The organism is Sphingobium sp. AntQ-1, assembly GCF_028538045.1.
In the GTDB taxonomy this organism is placed as follows: domain Bacteria; phylum Pseudomonadota; class Alphaproteobacteria; order Sphingomonadales; family Sphingomonadaceae; genus Sphingobium; species Sphingobium cupriresistens.
In genome coordinates, this window is the sequence record NZ_CP117158.1 from 500,464 (window position 1) to 516,239 (window position 15,776).

General features: G+C 63.5%; 16 protein-coding genes. 10 read left to right on the top strand and 6 right to left on the bottom strand.

What is annotated here, in order from left to right:
* The first annotated feature begins 51 nt into the window (after positions 1 to 51).
* Genes sphantq_RS02515 through sphantq_RS02530 form a run of 4 tightly spaced genes read left to right on the top strand, consistent with a single transcriptional unit; the run spans position 52 to position 3,440 of the window.
* Positions 52 to 1,626 (top strand): cytochrome ubiquinol oxidase subunit I, encoded by a 1,575-nt coding sequence (locus sphantq_RS02515; RefSeq protein ID WP_272800163.1) that lies wholly within the window; start codon positions 52 to 54, stop codon positions 1,624 to 1,626.
* A gap of 11 nt (positions 1,627 to 1,637) precedes the next feature.
* Entirely contained in the window at positions 1,638 to 2,786 is a 1,149-nt protein-coding gene (gene cydB / locus sphantq_RS02520) for a cytochrome d ubiquinol oxidase subunit II (protein ID WP_272799516.1), read from the top strand.
* 17 nt (positions 2,787 to 2,803) lie between these two features.
* Positions 2,804 to 2,914 (top strand): cytochrome bd-I oxidase subunit CydX, encoded by a 111-nt coding sequence (gene cydX / locus sphantq_RS02525; protein WP_043151041.1) that lies wholly within the window; start codon positions 2,804 to 2,806, stop codon positions 2,912 to 2,914.
* 52 nt (positions 2,915 to 2,966) lie between these two features.
* Complete coding sequence (locus sphantq_RS02530) at positions 2,967 to 3,440, top strand: Dps family protein (RefSeq protein WP_070934743.1); 474 nt, start codon at positions 2,967 to 2,969, stop codon at positions 3,438 to 3,440.
* A 307-nt stretch (positions 3,441 to 3,747) separates the two neighbouring features.
* Here sphantq_RS02530 and sphantq_RS02535 read toward each other — a convergent pair whose 3' ends face one another.
* From sphantq_RS02535 to sphantq_RS02560, 6 genes are all read right to left on the bottom strand, one after another.
* On the bottom strand, positions 3,748 to 4,065 hold the full coding sequence (locus sphantq_RS02535; RefSeq protein WP_272799518.1) for a hypothetical protein: 318 nt from the start codon (positions 4,063 to 4,065) through the stop codon (positions 3,748 to 3,750).
* A 40-nt stretch (positions 4,066 to 4,105) separates the two neighbouring features.
* Positions 4,106 to 5,599, bottom strand: coding sequence for a catalase (locus tag sphantq_RS02540; RefSeq protein ID WP_272799519.1), 1,494 nt, complete (start codon positions 5,597 to 5,599; stop codon positions 4,106 to 4,108).
* A 350-nt stretch (positions 5,600 to 5,949) separates the two neighbouring features.
* Complete coding sequence (locus tag sphantq_RS02545; RefSeq protein ID WP_043151046.1) at positions 5,950 to 6,273, bottom strand: ArsR/SmtB family transcription factor; 324 nt, start codon at positions 6,271 to 6,273, stop codon at positions 5,950 to 5,952.
* Positions 6,270 to 9,488 carry an efflux RND transporter permease subunit gene (locus tag sphantq_RS02550; protein WP_272799520.1) on the bottom strand — a complete coding sequence of 1,073 codons (3,219 nt, stop codon included), beginning with the start codon at positions 9,486 to 9,488 and terminating at the stop codon, positions 6,270 to 6,272. The genes sphantq_RS02545 and sphantq_RS02550 overlap by 4 nt, the downstream gene beginning before the upstream one ends.
* On the bottom strand, positions 9,485 to 10,507 hold the full coding sequence (locus sphantq_RS02555) for an efflux RND transporter periplasmic adaptor subunit (protein WP_272800164.1): 1,023 nt from the start codon (positions 10,505 to 10,507) through the stop codon (positions 9,485 to 9,487). The genes sphantq_RS02550 and sphantq_RS02555 overlap by 4 nt, the downstream gene beginning before the upstream one ends.
* Positions 10,508 to 10,533: 26 nt before the next feature.
* Positions 10,534 to 10,875, bottom strand: coding sequence for a rhodanese-like domain-containing protein (locus sphantq_RS02560; protein ID WP_048576679.1), 342 nt, complete (start codon positions 10,873 to 10,875; stop codon positions 10,534 to 10,536).
* An 87-nt stretch (positions 10,876 to 10,962) separates the two neighbouring features.
* Between sphantq_RS02560 and sphantq_RS02565 the strand changes: the two genes are divergently transcribed.
* The 6 genes from sphantq_RS02565 (at position 10,963) to sphantq_RS02590 (ending at position 15,614) form a co-directional block, all read left to right on the top strand.
* Positions 10,963 to 12,243: an NAD(P)/FAD-dependent oxidoreductase gene (locus sphantq_RS02565; RefSeq protein ID WP_272799521.1), complete on the top strand. Its 1,281-nt coding sequence runs from the start codon at positions 10,963 to 10,965 to the stop codon at positions 12,241 to 12,243.
* 26 nt (positions 12,244 to 12,269) lie between these two features.
* On the top strand, positions 12,270 to 12,473 hold the full coding sequence (locus sphantq_RS02570) for a YgaP family membrane protein (protein ID WP_169572564.1): 204 nt from the start codon (positions 12,270 to 12,272) through the stop codon (positions 12,471 to 12,473).
* Positions 12,470 to 13,741: a TolC family outer membrane protein gene (locus sphantq_RS02575; protein WP_272799522.1), complete on the top strand. Its 1,272-nt coding sequence runs from the start codon at positions 12,470 to 12,472 to the stop codon at positions 13,739 to 13,741. Before sphantq_RS02570 ends, sphantq_RS02575 begins: the two co-directional genes overlap by 4 nt.
* A gap of 17 nt (positions 13,742 to 13,758) precedes the next feature.
* Positions 13,759 to 14,115 carry a carboxymuconolactone decarboxylase family protein gene (locus sphantq_RS02580; RefSeq protein ID WP_169572560.1) on the top strand — a complete coding sequence of 119 codons (357 nt, stop codon included), beginning with the start codon at positions 13,759 to 13,761 and terminating at the stop codon, positions 14,113 to 14,115.
* Positions 14,116 to 14,677: 562 nt separating this feature from the next.
* Positions 14,678 to 15,097 (top strand): secondary thiamine-phosphate synthase enzyme YjbQ, encoded by a 420-nt coding sequence (locus sphantq_RS02585; RefSeq protein ID WP_169572558.1) that lies wholly within the window; start codon positions 14,678 to 14,680, stop codon positions 15,095 to 15,097.
* Positions 15,098 to 15,122: 25 nt separating this feature from the next.
* Positions 15,123 to 15,614, top strand: coding sequence for an NUDIX domain-containing protein (locus sphantq_RS02590; RefSeq protein WP_272799523.1), 492 nt, complete (start codon positions 15,123 to 15,125; stop codon positions 15,612 to 15,614).
* The last annotated feature ends 162 nt before the right edge of the window (positions 15,615 to 15,776 follow it).

Sequence of the window (15,776 nt, forward strand, 5' to 3'; positions counted from 1 at the left end):
TGACTCGGTGGGCAGGATGCCGCAACCGACCGCACAGGAGTTCCGCCAATGGTGGATATGGCAGTAATCGAGCTTTCGCGCCTGCAGTTTGCGCTGACCGCGCTCTATCACTTCCTGTTCGTGCCGCTGACGCTCGGCTTGTCCTTCATACTGGTGATCATGGAGAGCATCTATGTGATGACCGGCCGGCCAATCTGGCGGACGGTCACTCGTTTCTGGGCCAAGCTGTTCGGGATCAACTTCGTACTCGGCGTCGCCACGGGCCTCACCATGGAATTCGAGTTCGGCACCAATTGGTCCTATTTCTCCCATTATGTCGGCGATATCTTTGGTGCGCCGCTGGCGATCGAAGGCCTAATGGCCTTCTTCCTCGAAGCCACCTTTGTGGGCCTGATGTTCTTCGGCTGGGACAAGCTGTCGAAGCGCCAGCACCTCTTCACCACGTTCATGGTGGCGCTCGGATCGAATCTTTCCGCGCTGTGGATCCTGATCGCCAATGGCTGGATGCAGCATCCCGTCGGCTCGCGCTTCAACCCGGACACGATGCGCATGGAAGTGACCGACTTCATGGCGGTGCTGTTCAATCCGGTGGCGCAGGCGAAGTTCGTTCACACGGTAAGCGCCGGCTATGTAACGGCGTCGGTCTTCGTGCTCGGGGTTTCGGCCTGGTATCTGCTGAAAGGCAAATGGGTGGCGGTCGCCAAGCGCTCGTTCACGGTCGCCGCCGCCTTTGGTCTTGCGTCTTCACTCTCGGTGGTCGTGCTCGGCGATGAGTCTGGCTACGCACTTACGGACAACCAGAAGATGAAATTGGCCTCGCTGGAGGCCATGTGGCACACCGAACCCGCGCCTGCCGGCATCGCCATCTTCGGCATACCCAGCCTCGAAGGGCGCGACACACGCTATGAGATCAAGATCCCCTATGTGCTGGGCCTGATCTCGACGCGCAGCCTGACCGGCCAGGTTGAGGGTATCACGGAACTTGTCGCCAAGGCGCAGGGTCGGATCGAAAATGGCATCCAGGCCTATGATGCGGTCGAGAAGCTGAAGGTCGATCGCACCGACATGGTCGCGCGCGAACAGTTCGAGCGGCACAAGCTCGATCTCGGCTATGCCATGCTGCTCAAGCGCTTCGTTGCTGATCCACGGACTGCCACGCCTGACCAGATCGTCCAGGCTGCATGGTCCACGGTCCCCAACGTGCCGGTCATGTTCTGGGTGTTCCGGGTGATGGCGGGCCTTGGCTTCTTCTTCATCGGCTTTTTCCTGTTGGCCTTCTACTTCTCGACCGTCCGCCGTTTCGATGCGCGCTGGTTCCTGCGCGCCGCCGTCTGGATCATCCCGCTCCCCTGGCTCGCCGCGGAGTTCGGCTGGGTGCTCGCCGAGATCGGGCGACAGCCCTGGGCGATCGAGGGCGTGCTGCCGACGTTCCTGGGCGCCTCCAGCCTCACGGTCGCCCAGCTCTGGACGACGATCATCGGCTTCACATTGCTCTATGGCACGCTGGCGGTGATCGAGGTCCGGCTGATGCTGGCGGCGATTCGCAAGGGGCCGCTGGAACACATCGATGAGCCGTCGGATGCTGCTGTAGCGGGGCACGGCTACACGCCGCTGCCCGCCGAATAAGGAGAGCGATCATGGCACCTCCCATCGACTATGAGACGCTTCGCCTGATCTGGTGGGGCCTGATGGGCATATTGCTCATCGGGTTCGCGCTGACCGACGGGTTCGATCTCGGTGTCGCCGCCTTGCTGCCTTTCGTCGCGAAGACCGACGCCGAGCGGCGCATGGTCATCAATTCCATCGGCGCGACCTGGGAGGGCAACCAGGTCTGGTTCATCCTGGGCGGCGGCGCGATCTTCGCGGCCTGGCCGTTCGTCTATGCGGTGAGCTTCTCCGGCTTCTACCTCGCCATGTTCCTGGTGCTCGCCGCGCTGATCCTGCGTCCCGTCGGCTTCAAATACCGCTCCAAGAAACCCGACGCGGCGTGGCGCGGTCGCTGGGACTGGGCCTTGTTCGTCGGCGGGTTCGTGCCGGCGCTGGTGTTCGGCGTGGCCGTCGGCAATGTGCTGACCGGCATTCCCTTCCGCCTGGATGGCGACCTGCGCGCCTTCTACGAAGGCAGCCTGCTCGGCCTGTTCCATCCCTTCTCTTTGCTGGCGGGCCTGCTGTCGGTCGCGATGCTGGTGCTGCACGGCGCAAGCTGGCTGGCGATCAAGATCGAACGGGGCGCGGTGCACGATCGCGCAAAGCGTTTCGGGCAGATCGCGGCTATTCTTTCCGTCCTGCTCTTCGCCATCGGCGGCCTGATCGTGGCACGCGGTGGCATGGGGTTCCGCATGACAGGCGCAGTCGATCCGATGGGGCCGTCCAATCCGCATCTGATGGCGATGATTGCCGCGCCCGGCGCATGGATGAGCAATTATGCGCTTCATCCCTGGATGCTGGTGGCGCCGGTGTTCGGATTTGCCGGGCCGCTGATTGCCCTGGCTGGAATCCGGACCGGCCGCGAAGTCCTGGCTTTCGGCGGCTCGTCGCTCGGCACGCTTGGCATCATCGCGACGGTCGGCTTGTCGATGTTCCCCTTCATCCTGCCCAGCTCGATCGACCCGGCCTCCAGCCTGACCGTCTGGAACGCGTCCTCCAGCCATGTGACCCTGTTCATCATGCTGCTGGTGACGCTGGTCTTCCTGCCGATCGTGCTGCTCTACACCGCCTGGGTCTACAAGATACTGTTCGGGCGGATCACGCTCAAGGACGTTGGCACCAACCCGGACTTCTATTGATCTCGAGGAAATGAACCATGTGGTATTTCAGCTGGATATTGGGTCTCGGCCTGGCCGTCGCCTTCGGCGTCCTGAACGGGCTCTGGCATGAATTTCATACCGACCCCGACGAAGACATGACGGCGTAACGCGCGAGCAAGAAACACGAACAGCATTTCCAGCGAAGATCGGAAGATAGTCATGAGCCTCAACATCGGCATCAGTGATACGGATCGTGCAGCGATCAGCGACGGCCTCAGCCACCTGCTCGCGGACACCTATACGCTGTACCTGACCACGCATAATTTCCACTGGAACGTCACCGGGCCGATGTTCAACAGCCTGCACGCGATGTTCATGGCGCAATATACCGAATTGTGGAACGCGGTGGACCCGATCGCCGAGCGCATCCGGTCACTGGGTCATCCCGCCCCGGGCTCCTACGGCCAATATGCCAAGCTGAGTTCGCTTCCCGACGCTCCGGCGACGCCCCCCAAGGCGCTCGAGATGGTTGCCATCCTGGCGCAAGGCCATGAAGCGACGGCGCGAACCGCGCGGAGCCTCTATCCTGTCGTCGAGGCTGCCAGCGACGAACCGACGGGCGACCTCCTGACCCAGCGGATCGGCGTGCATGAGCAGGCGGCCTGGATGTTGCGCGCCCTGCTCGAAGATTGAGGGTAGGGTCTCGTAACAGATCCTGCATCTGCCTATCCCAGAGTCAGCAGCAAGCTGGCCGCCGCGATCCAAATTCCGACGGGCTCCGTCCCATCGGCTGATCGACATGCTTCATTTGATCTCGTCACGGAGAAATTCCGGGGCGAATATGGCAGGTCTCGGAAAAGAAAGTAGCGGTGAGCGACCGCGACGACGGCGCAGGGTGAGCAACGCAGGTTCGGGCTACATGTGAGCGCGGCGTGTCCTGCAGCGCTCGACATTGCGCTTCGCGATGCCCGCGAACGGCTTTCGAGGATTGCCCCCACTTCTATGTGGATGTGATGACCGAACTGGCGAAGCCATGTTGCTTGGTCGGACCGACATGCTCCACGTCGATGCCGGCGATGAGATGATCGAGCGCCAGCAGAATACGCCGCAACAGGTCACTCTCGTCACCGGGCATCCCTTCTTCCAGGGCGACGCTATTTTCGCTCGCGTCATATTCCCACCGCTTGAGCAGTTCGATCTTCTCTTCCCGAGAAAGACCCTCATGCAAGAGAAGTTCTTCGGGGTCCGCAAAGATCGATCCCGGATCGAGGAGCGCCTGGGCCATATCCACAGACGCGGGTCCTGTCGTGCTCACCATGATATTGCCTCCCTGCCCGGTGTTGCGCTGATAGCTGCGATCAGCCTTCGCCCATGCCTTCCGCTGGCTTCGGCGCACCGCCGCCGCGGACAGTTTCCTCGATCCGGCGGCCGACATCGGCATCTATGCTCTTCCAATATTCGAACGCCCGCTCGAGAACCGGCGAGCGAACGCCGCCGAGCAGACTGCCTGCGACCTGATCGACCAGCTTCGTCCGCTGCCCGTCATTGAACACGTCGCGAACCATGATCCCGGGTTGCGTGAAGTCATCGTCCTCGGCGCGCAGCGTATAGGCGCTGCGAACCATTGGGCCATCGGCCTCCCAGCCGTCCACGACGGGCCCTGTTTCGTCCGCCCAGCTTCTGCCCCCGCTGTTGGGCGCGTACACCGGAGCGCTACCGCTGTGATGATAGGCCATGTGGCCGTCGAACATGTAGGTGTTAACCGCTACCTTCGGCTGGTTGACCGGCAGCTGGTGAAAGTTGGTGCCGATGCGGTTACGCTGCGCGTCGTTGTAGGCGAACGCCCGGCCGAGCAGCATCTTGTCGGGCGACAGGCCGATGCCCGGCACCGTGTTTCCTGGTGAGAACGCCGCCTGCTCGATCTGGGCGAAGAAATTCTCCGGATTGCGATTGAGCGTCATCGTGCCCACCGGGATTAGCGGATAATCCGCATGCGACCAGGTCTTGGTCAGATCGAACGGGTTGATCCGGTAGGCGCTGGCATCTGCATAGGGCATGACCTGGACCGAGAGCGACCAACTGGGATGCTCGCCGCGCGCGATAGCTTCAAACAGGTCGCGACGATGGAAATCCGCATCGGCGCCCGCCATCGTCGCGGCTTCGGCATTGGTAAAGAAGGCCATGCCCTGATTGGTGTGAAAGTGATATTTCACCCAGAATCTCTCGCCTTCGGCGTTGATCCACATATAAGTGTGGGAGCCGTAGCCGTTCATGTTGCGCCAGGTGCGGGGCAGACCGCGTTCGCCCATGAGATAGGTCACCTGATGGGCGGATTCCGGATTACTGGTCCAGAAGTCCCACTGCATATGATTGTCGCGCAGACCCGAATCCGGCAAACGCTTCTGACTGCGGATGAAGTGCGGAAATTTCATTGCATCGCGAATGAAGAATATCGGCGTGTTGTTGCCGACCAGATCGTAATTGCCTTCGTCGGTGTAGAATTTAAGCGAGAAGCCACGCACGTCGCGCCAAGTGTCGGGACTGCCGGCCTCGCCGGCAACGGTAGAAAAGCGCGCGAGCATGTCAGTAGTCGTGCCCGGCTGGAACAGGGCAGCCTTGGTATAGGCGGAAACGTCCTTGGTCGTTTGGAATATGCCGAAAGCGCCCGAACCTTTGGCATGCGGTTGCCGTTCGGGGACCTTTTCGCGGTTGAAGTGCGCCATTTGCTCGAGAAAATGAACGTCCTGAAGCAGGATCGGGCCGTCCGGACCAACCGTCAGCGAGTTGCGATCGCTCAGCGCCGGAGCGCCAGTGCTCATCGTGGACCCGCGTTCATCTTCCCGGTCGGTCATTGCACTTCTCCAGCAGAAATCGGTGTTTCCTGTCTCGGCGCTATCCTCCTTTGCTGATATCCGTAGAGGCCCTTATGCTGAAGAAGCGGCGGTCACTGGCAGCCAGAACTCGTCTAGAAATAGGCGCGTTTCGCTACGTCGAGTGGAGCAGGATAGTGCTACACGGACATGTGCTGATGCTCGCGTGAATTCTGTATGATCATGACGTTGGGCGAGTCACTTCGTGCATGACGACATCGATAGCATGCAATAGCTCGGTTCCAATTGCATCGCGACGGCGCGGGACAGGTCGGTGCCGGATTCCATGGGTAGCACTTTCAGGAACACCACGGCGGCCGCCTATCCATTTCTCATATATGCTCTTCCGTTCGCCCGAAACGGCTGCACAGGAATTCCATCAGCGCATCCACATGGGGGTTTGCCATGCTATAGTAGATCGTGGTCGCTTCACGGCGGGTTTGCACCAGGCCGCCCTCACGCATCTTGCTGAGATGCTGGGAAACGCTGGATTGGGACAGGTCGCACAATCCCACCAGTTCGCCCACCGAAGCTTCGCCCTCGCGCAGGCGGCACAGCAGCAGCAGCCTTTGCTCATTGGCCACCAGCTTGAGCAGGTCGGCGACTTCCGTCGCACGCTCGCAGAGCATTTCGGCGGCAGCACTCCAGGCCATCATCGTGTCGCGCTTTTCCCATCATCCCGCAGCACGACATAGATCGCCGGGATGACGAGAACGGTGAGCAGGGTCGATGAAGCAAGGCCGAAAAGCAACGAGATTGCAAGACCCTGGAAGATTGGGTCGGTGAGGATCACGGCCGCGCCGATCATCGCCGCCCCGGCCGTCAGCACGATCGGCTTGAACCGGATCGCGCCCGCCTCGATCAGCACGTCGCGCAGCGGCTTGCCGGGTGTCGCGGTGTGGCGGATGAAATCGACCAGCAGGATCGAGTTGCGCACGATGATGCCGGCGAGCGCGATGAAGCCGATCATCGACGTCGCGGTGAAGGGCGCCGCGAACAGCATATGCCCGATGACGATGCCGACCAATGTCAGCGGGACCGGCGTCAGGATCACCAGGGGCAGCTTGAAATTGCGGAACTGCGCCACGACCAGGATGTAGATGCCGAGCAGCGCGACCATGAACGCTGCCCCCATGTCACGGAAAGTGACCCAGGTGATTTCCCACTCGCCGTCCCACAGCAGCGAAGTCACGGATTCATCCTCGGGCTGGCCGTTGAGGCGTATGATCGGTTTGGCGAGGCCCTTAGCCGCCCAGTCATAGGCGTCGACCGCCTTGTCGACAGCGAGCATGCCGTAAATCGGCGCCTCATATTCGCCGGCGAGCTCGGCCGTGACCATGTCGGCGAAGCGGCCATCGCGCCGGAAGATCGCGCGGCTGCCCTGTTCGTTGCGCGCGTCCACGACCGCGCCCAGCTCGATCAGCGCACCGTTGGGTGCTGCCGCGACCGGCGTGCTGGCCAGCGTCTGCGACCATGCCTGTGTCGACTGCGGCAGGGCGATGGTGATCGGCAAAGGCGTGCGGCCTTGTCCGCGCGGCGCATAGCCGATCGTCTGGCTGCCCATCAGGGCGCCGATGCTATCGGCGACCTGGCGCTCGGAGAGCCCATAATAATCGATGCGGTCGCGCTGCGGGATCAGGCGCAATTTGGGCCGAGGCTGGCCGAAGCTGTTATCCACATCGACGACATAGGGGACAGAGCGGAAGATCCTTTCCAGTTCGGTCGCGGTGCGCTGCCGGGTCTGTGCATCGGGGCCATAGATCTCAGCCAGCAGGGTCGCGAGCACGGGCGGCCCTGGCGGCGTCTCGACAACCTTGACCGACGCCCCGTCGGGCAGTTTCAGCGCCTTGAGCTTCTGGCGCAGAACAAGGGCGATCTGGTGGCTTGACCGGTCGCGCTCGCCCTTGGGCAACAAGGCGACCATCACATCGCCCATCTCCGGCCTGTTGCGCAGGAAATAGTGGCGGACCAAGCCGTTGAAGTTGAACGGCGCGGAGGTTCCGACATAGGCTTCCATCGCGGTCGCCTCGGGAAGACGACGCGCCACGGTCGCCACATCCTCAAGTGTGCGGCCGGTCGCCTCAAGGCTCGTACCTTCGGGCATGTCGACCACCACCTGCAATTCCGACTTGTTGTCGAAGGGCAGCAGCTTCACGGTGACGGCCTTGAAATAGAACATCGAGCAGGCGATCAGCGTGGCGATGCCGACCGCGATCAGGAAATTGCGCGCCGAGGCACGGCTGTCGATCACGCGGTGGGCAACGCGGGCATAGAGCCTACCGAGCTTTCCGCCGCTATCGTCATGCGCATGGCCGACATGTGCCGTTCCGTCCGCCAGCGCCTTGCGGGCGAAGCGGATCATCAGCCAGGGCGCGATCACGACCGCAACAAAAAAGGAAAAGACCATCGCCGCCGAGGCGTTGACCGGGATCGGCGCCATGTAGGGGCCCATGAGGCCGGAGACGAACAGCATCGGCAGCAAGGCGGCGACCACGGTGAGGGTTGCCACCACGGTCGGATTGCCAACCTCGGCGACAGCCTCGATCGCAGCCTGCGTCCGGGTTCGATCGTCCGGCATCGCCCAATGGCGGGCAATATTCTCGATCATGACGATGGCGTCGTCGACCAGGATGCCGATCGAGAAGATCAGCGCGAAAAGGCTGACCCGGTTGATCGTGTAGCCCATGAGGTTTGAGGCGAACATCGTGAGCAGGATCGTGGTGGGGATGACGACGGCGGTCACGCCGGCCTCGCGCCAGCCAATGGCAAAGCCGATCAGGATGACGATGGAGATGGTCGCCAGCGCCAGATGGAACAGCAGCTCATTGGCCTTCTCGTTCGCGGTCGCGCCATAGTTGCGGGTGACGGCGACATCGACGCCTTCAGGGATGAGCTTGCCCTTGAGACTTGCGATCCTGGACAGCACGGCGTCGGAGACGACAACCGCATTGGCGCCCGACCGCTTGGCGATGGCGATGCTGACGGCGGGCGCGCTCGACCATCGGTCGCCTGCTCGCGCCCAGCGCCACGCGCGGGACTGGTCCTCGCGCGGTCCCTGGCTGACGGCGGCGACGTCGCGCAGATAGACCGGCGCTCCGCGCGCGGAGCGGACGGTGAGCATGCCCACTTCCTGCGCCGAGGACAAAGTGCGGCCGGCCGTGACCGATACCGCCTTGCCCCCTTCGCGAATGCTGCCAACTGGGAAGCTGCGATTGGCTTGTCCGGCCGCTTCGATGACGCTGCCGAGCGGCACGCCATATTGGTTGAGCTTGGCTGGATCGGGAGCGATCCGGATCTCGTCGGGACGACCGCCGGTCAGGAACGTGAGGCCGACATTGTCGACCTTGGCGATCTCGGTGCGCAGCTTGGTGGCGAGATCATAGAGTGCCTGATCGCCCCATTGCCCGGCGGCGCCAGGCTTGGGCGTGAGCGTCAGCACGATTGCCGGAACGTCGTTGATTCCGCGCACCGTGACCTTGGGGTCGGGAATGCCCACCGGGATTCGATCCCAATTGGCGCGCAGCTTCTCGTCGATGCGGGTCGCGGCGTCCTCTGGGTCCGATCCTACCAGGAAGCGCGCCGTCACCATGACGCCGTCATCTTCGGCCTGGGTATAGACATGCTCAACGCCATCTACGCTCTTGACGATGGTCTCGAGGGGGATGCCGACCAGTTCGACGGCGTCGGCAGCGGCGAGGCCAGGCGCCATCACCTGGATGTCGACCATCGGCACGCTGATCTGCGGCTCCTCCTCGCGGGGAATCGAGAAGATGGCGAGCAGCCCGACCGCGATCGCCGCCATCAGAAATAGCGGCGTCAGCGGCGACATGATGGTGGCGCGGGTCAGGCGACCGGAGATGCCGAGGTTCATTTGCGCGCGCCCGCCAGGAAGAGCGTGTCCCCAGCCGCGGCGCCGCTCAGTATCTCGATCCGGTCGGGGTCGGCGGTGGGCGCAACCTGCACGGGCACGGCGCTCACCCGGCGGTCGGCCGTCACGACATCGACCTGGTCGATACCGTAGCGGGTCGAGACGAAGCGGCGCGGCACGACCAGGGCACGGCGGCGGCCCACTTCGATCGATACGCCGACGCGGCGTCCCACGAGCTGCGTCGAAAGGCCGGGCACGGTCGCATCGACCCGTACCCGACCCCCGGTGACAGCGGGATAAACCTGCGTCACTCGGCCCTGACGCGACCCCTCGGGCAGATCGCCTTCAGCCACCAGGATTTGCGCGCCGTTGCGCACCTGCCCGGCAAGCGATTCCGGCAGCTCGAGCCGCAGCAGCGGCGGACCGGCGGTGATCGTCGCCACCGACATGCCCGGCGCGACGACCGATCCGGCCGGGATGTCGGCACGCAGCACCCGGCCGGTGGCCGGTGCAAGGATCGCGCCTTGCCCGGCGACGCTGGCGCTTGCGCCTTGCTGCGCGCGTGCGGCTGCGACCTGGGCGTCAGCGGCGCGCGATAGGGCGACCGCCTGGTCAAGGCGCGCCTTGGCATAAACCTTGTTGCTGTAGAGATCCTGGACGCGGGCGAGGTCGCCGCGCGCGCGCACCGCCTCGGCCTGCGCGGCGGCGATCTGCGCGCCATAAGCGCTAGTCTCATAGCCCAGGCGGGCATCGACGATCATGCCGATGCGCTGGCCTTTTTCGACCATATCGCCTTCGCGGACCGAAAGACTGACAAGTGTCCCGGATATCCGGGCGAGCGCCTCGGCGGAATCGCGCGTTGTGATCTCGGCGCCGACCGCCTTCATGTCGGCGATATCGCTTGCCGCAAGCTTCAGCGACTCACCGGCGGGGAGCGTCGCGGAGGCTTGCTCGGCTTCTTCCTTGCCGCCGCAGGAAGCCAAGGCGAGCGATGCGCTCGCAAGCCAGACCCAGTTTGTCATCCTGCGCATCCCCCACCCTTTCGCTCTTATTTGCCGCTGACGATCGGCAGACCGGCGTTTTTCCAAGCGCCGATGCCGCCGCCCAGATGCGTGTCAATCGCCGTCTGCGCCTGCGCGCAACGGTCCAGCGCCATGCCGGAGCGTTTGCCACCCGCACATTGAAGCACGACCGTTCGCCCGGCTGCATCCGGAACATTACGCGGTGAAAAGGTCGACAAAGGGATGTTCACTGCGCCAGCGATGTGGCCCGCTGCGAATTCGTCCGGCTCGCGCACATCGATGAGCAGCGCGGAACCGTCCGCGAGCATGCTCTTGAGTTCCAGGGGCTGCAACTCACGATGCGATTTTGACTTTCCGAAACCAAACATGAGATTCTCCATCAATTTGCTTATTGCATATATCGTGTAATCATTATATTCCGTCAAGCCAGTTCTTGAGAGGTGCGAGAGGAAGTCATGGACAAGCCGAAGATCGTGGTGCTGGGCGCCGGGCTGGGCGGCACCATCGCCGCCTATGAAATCAACGCGGCAGTAAAGGCGCGCGCCGAGGTGATGATGGTATCCGACTCGGAAACGTACTCTTTCGTGCCTTCCAACCCATGGGTCGCGGTCCGCTGGCGCGAGCCCGAGGCGATTCAGGTACACCTTCCGCCCATCTTCGCGAAGAAAAAGATCGGCTTCACGGCGGTCGGCGCAAAGCATCTCCATGCTTCGGAAAAGCGGCTGGAGCTCAATGACGGCACCTTAATCAATTACGATTATCTTGTAATTGCAACCGGGCCTGATTTAGCGTTCGACGAAATCGAAGGGCTCGGGCCGCATGGCGGTCACACCGTTTCGATCTGCCAGACTGCCCATGCTTCCGCCGCGGCAGAAGCCTTCGATCGCTTCGTCGAAAATCCTGGGCCGATCGTGGTCGGCGCCGTTCAGGGCGCCTCCTGCTATGGTCCGGCCTATGAGTTCGCGCTGATCCTCGACACGGAACTGCGCCGCCGCAAGATCCGCGACAAGGTGCCGATGACCTTCGTCACCGCCGAGCCCTATATCGGCCATCTCGGCCTCGATGGGGTCGGTGACACCAAGTCACTGCTCGAAAGCGTCATGCGCGAGCGGCACATCAAATGGATCACCAATGCGCGCGTCGCCAAGGTCGACGCCGGCATGATGCATGTCGAGGAAATCGCCGAGGGCGGCGCGGTCGCCAAGACCCACGATCTGCCCTTCGCCTTCTCGATGATGCTGCCCGCATTCCGTGGCGTACCCGCCGTCCGCGACATTGCCGGGCTCACCAATCCGCGCGGGTTCATCCTGGTCGACAAGCATCAGCGCAACCCGGCCTTTCCCGAAATCTTCGCGCTCGGCGTCTGCGTGGCCATCCCGCCCACGGGCCCGACCCCGGTCCCGGTCGGGGTGCCGAAGACCGGCTTCATGATCGAGAGCATGGTCACCGCGATCGCCGCGAACCTCGCCATGATCCTGGACGGCAAGGAACCGACCGCCGAGGCGAGCTGGAACGCCGTCTGCCTGGCCGATTTCGGCGATGGCGGCGTCGCTTTCGTGGCGCAGCCGCAGATTCCGCCGCGCAACGTCAACTGGGCGGCGAGCGGCAAATGGGTCCACCTCGCCAAGATCGGCTTCGAGAAATATTTCCTGCGCAAGGTGCGCAAGGGCGAGAGCGAGCCCTTCTACGAGAAGTTGGCGCTCCAGGTCATGGGCATCCGCAAGCTGCGGACGTGATCTCACTTCAGGAAGGGAATCCGACAATGACTCTCGATCGCGCCGTCATGATATTTGCAGGCTGTGTCGTCCTTCTGGGCATCGTTCTGGCCTATCTGGTTCATCCCTGGTGGATCGCGCTGACCGCTTTTGCCGGCCTCAACATGATCCAGGCTGGCTTCACTGGTTTCTGCCCCGCCGCGACCGTCTTCAAGGCGATGGGCGTCCGACCGGGGACCGCCTTCAAATGAACCGATCCCGCCGGGTCTCTCGCCTGACGCTGTGGTTTGCCGCTTCGCTGCTGGCGAACACGGCGGCCAACGCCACGACGCTTGATGAAGCGATTGCGGCGGCGATGCGCCATGCCCCCGAGATCGTGGTCGCGGATGCGGAGACCGACGCGGCCAAGGCGCGTCTCGATCAGGCGCGGTCGGGACAGCTTCCGACCGCAACGCTGAGCGGGACGATCGGTTATGGTCGCCTCGATCCCCAGAGCTTTTTTGGGCTGGGCGCCGCCAATGTAACCCCGCGCGCGGCCCAGGTGACGGTCGAGCAGCCGCTCTTCACCGGCGGACGGGTCGGCGCGGGCATCGATCGGGCGCGCGCAGGGATTGCAGGCGCCGAGGCCGGGCAAAGCGGCGCGCGCGCGCAACTCGCCACGGCGGTGACCCAGGCTTATGGCGACGTCCTGACAGCGGCGCACATGCTGGCTCTTTATGAGCGGCTGCTCGCCGAGACGACCGAGATCGAGCGCCAGGCGCGACTGCGCTATCGAGCCGGTGAAAGTCCCAGCACGGACGTCGCGCAGGCTGGTGCGCGCTTGGCCGAAGCGCGCGCGGGTCTGGCCCGGGCGCAGGGCATGCAGGTCTCGGCTCGCGCGCATTTCACCAACCTGACCGGCCTTGAGCCCATCGATTTGCAGCCCTTGCCCGCCAATCCGCCGCTGCCCGCGACGCTCGACGAGGCGATGGAGGAGGCGATGCGCAGCAACCCCCTGGTCGTCCAGGCCCAGGCCCGCCTGCGCGCGGCGCAGGCGGCGTCCCGTGGCGCGCGCGCCGAACGATTGCCCACTGTCGGGGCTTTTGCCGAAGCCGGAACGGTGCGCGACCAGTTTTTTCCCGATTATCGCGCGGACAGCGCGACCGTCGGTGTCCGGGCTCGCTGGGAACTGTTCAATGGCGGTCGCGTGTCGGGCAAGGTTGCCGAAGCGAGCAGCGAAGTCCGCGCCGCCGACGCGCGGATGCGCGCCGCCAGCATGCAGGTCGAGGAGCAGGTCATATCGGCCTTCCAGGAGGTGCGGACGGCGCAACTCGTCGAGCAGGCCGCGACCGAACAGGCCGCCTCGGCCGCGCAGGCGCTCGAGAGCGTCCGTCACGAGGTGCGGGTGGGTATGAAGCCGCAACTCGATCTGCTCGACGCCGAGCGCGAAGCGATTGCCGCCGAAGCGGGGGCCACCCGCGCTCGCACCGACCGAATCGTCGCAGCCTATCGGGTTGCAGCGCTGCTCGGACGCCTTTGAAGCCTGGAGGAAAGAAAATGCACAAGGACTGGCCAGCTATGGCCTCGGAATTGACCGGGGCGATCAAGGAAGTGCGCCTGGGCACTCCAGAGGTAATGAAGGCCTTCTCGGCGATGGCGCGCGCCGCGACCGAAGCGGGTGCTCTCGACACCAAGACCAAGGAATTGATCGCGCTCGCCATCTCGGTTGCGATCCGCTGCGACGGATGCGTCGCCTTCCACTCGCAGGCGGCCGTAAAGAATGGCGCCACGCGCCAGGAGATCATGGAGGTGATGGGCATGGCGCTCTACATGGGTGCAGGTCCGAGCCTGATGTACGCGGCGCAAGCGGTGGAGGCCTTCGACCAGTTCGCGGATAAGGCACCGGGCTCATAGTGTCCATCGGGCGACCTTCCCGTCCCTCCTTACGCGTTAGAGGTCAGCTGCCGCCATCTGGCCGCTTGGACATCATACTGCGAACGAAGCTGCGCCTTCGGTCGATTCTTCGGAGCAATGCATCAACGGGGACGCGCCCGAGTCGCCTTATCGAGCTGGACCAACAGCGCCTGTTCTTCGATCCAATTCGATCCGTGATCGATCGGTTCATGCCAGCCCTATCGATCCACGCGCTTCGGCGCGGGCTTCCCGGCGATCCTGCTTCAGCATCCGCTATATCCTGCTGGAGCAAGCCCCGGACCAATGCCCGCGCATGATCCATCCTGGCGAGACGTCTCACAGCCTATGGACTATTTTGGGAACACGAATGCACGAACGCGGCGGGCTCGGATCGACCACCTGCTGCTGAACCTATCGGTCGCCGCCCACCTAGCTGACGCGCAGGGTGGATCGTGCCGTACATGGCTGGGGAAGATGTGCAGGCACCCGCCGGTCCGTCGAATTTGCCCTACAGCCGCATCAAGGGGGTGCGTATGCACGGCTGCGGTGCCAATGTCGGCCCGTGAAGCAGGTCGCGACCATTCTCGAATTCTCGACGCGGCGGCAGGGGCTCGTCGAGATCACACGGCACGTAACCGACTGGGTCGCTGAAGCGGGATTTCGGCAGGGGCTGCTCACCCTGTTCTGCCGCCACACCTCGGCATCGCTGCTGATCCAGGAAAATGCGGCGCCCGAGGTACGCGTCGATCTCGAGGCCTATTTCGCGCGGATCGCACCGGAAGATCCGTCAGCATATGTGCATGACGATGAAGGTTTGGACGACATGCCAGCGCACCTGCGGACTGCGTTGACGCAGGTGCAGCTTTCCATCCCGCTGATCGATGGGCGCCTGGCGCTCGGCACATGGCAGGGCATCTATCTGTTTGAACACCGGCGACGGCCACATCGCCGCACCGTCGCGGTGCATCTGCTTGGCGCATGAGCGCAGTCGTCCGAGAGGCAGCGTCATGGCACCGATGAGCGCGGGAGTTCTGCTGTACAGGCGCCGCGGTGCGGAGGTTGAGGTTCTGCTTGTCCATCCAGGCGGGCCTTTCTGGCGTAACAAGGATGCTGGGTCATGGCAGATTCCCAAGGGCTTGATCGAGCCGGGCGAGGAAGCATCCGCTGCGGCACGGCGCGAGGTCGAGGAGGAACTCGGCATCCGCCTTACCGGCGAGCTCCATCGGCTTGGACAGCTGAGGCAGGCGGGAGGCAAATCTGTCGAGGCGTTCGCTCTTGAGCAGCAGGTCGATATCGACGCCGTGGAGAGCAATCTGTTCGAAATGGAATGGCCGCCGCGATCCGGCAAGATGCAGTTGTTTCCGGAAATCGATGAAGCGCGCTGGTTCGCTCTCTCCAGCGCCTCGCCCAGCATGCTCATAAGCCAGCGTCCGCTGCTCGATTGGCTCGCAGATTATCTGCGGAACGACGATAGTTCGGCTTCGCCGTTGGAACGGTGACCGGCGCCGTCTGGAATAGCCGGCGACAGCGGGAAATGATTGAACGAGGACCGTTCCCGTGGCTCAGCAGCCCTGCCGACAAGTCGTCACTCGCATCGATGATACGCTAACGAGAGAGGCTGGAGGTGGCGGCCGCGCGCTCGGGTGGGGACTGCACTAAGG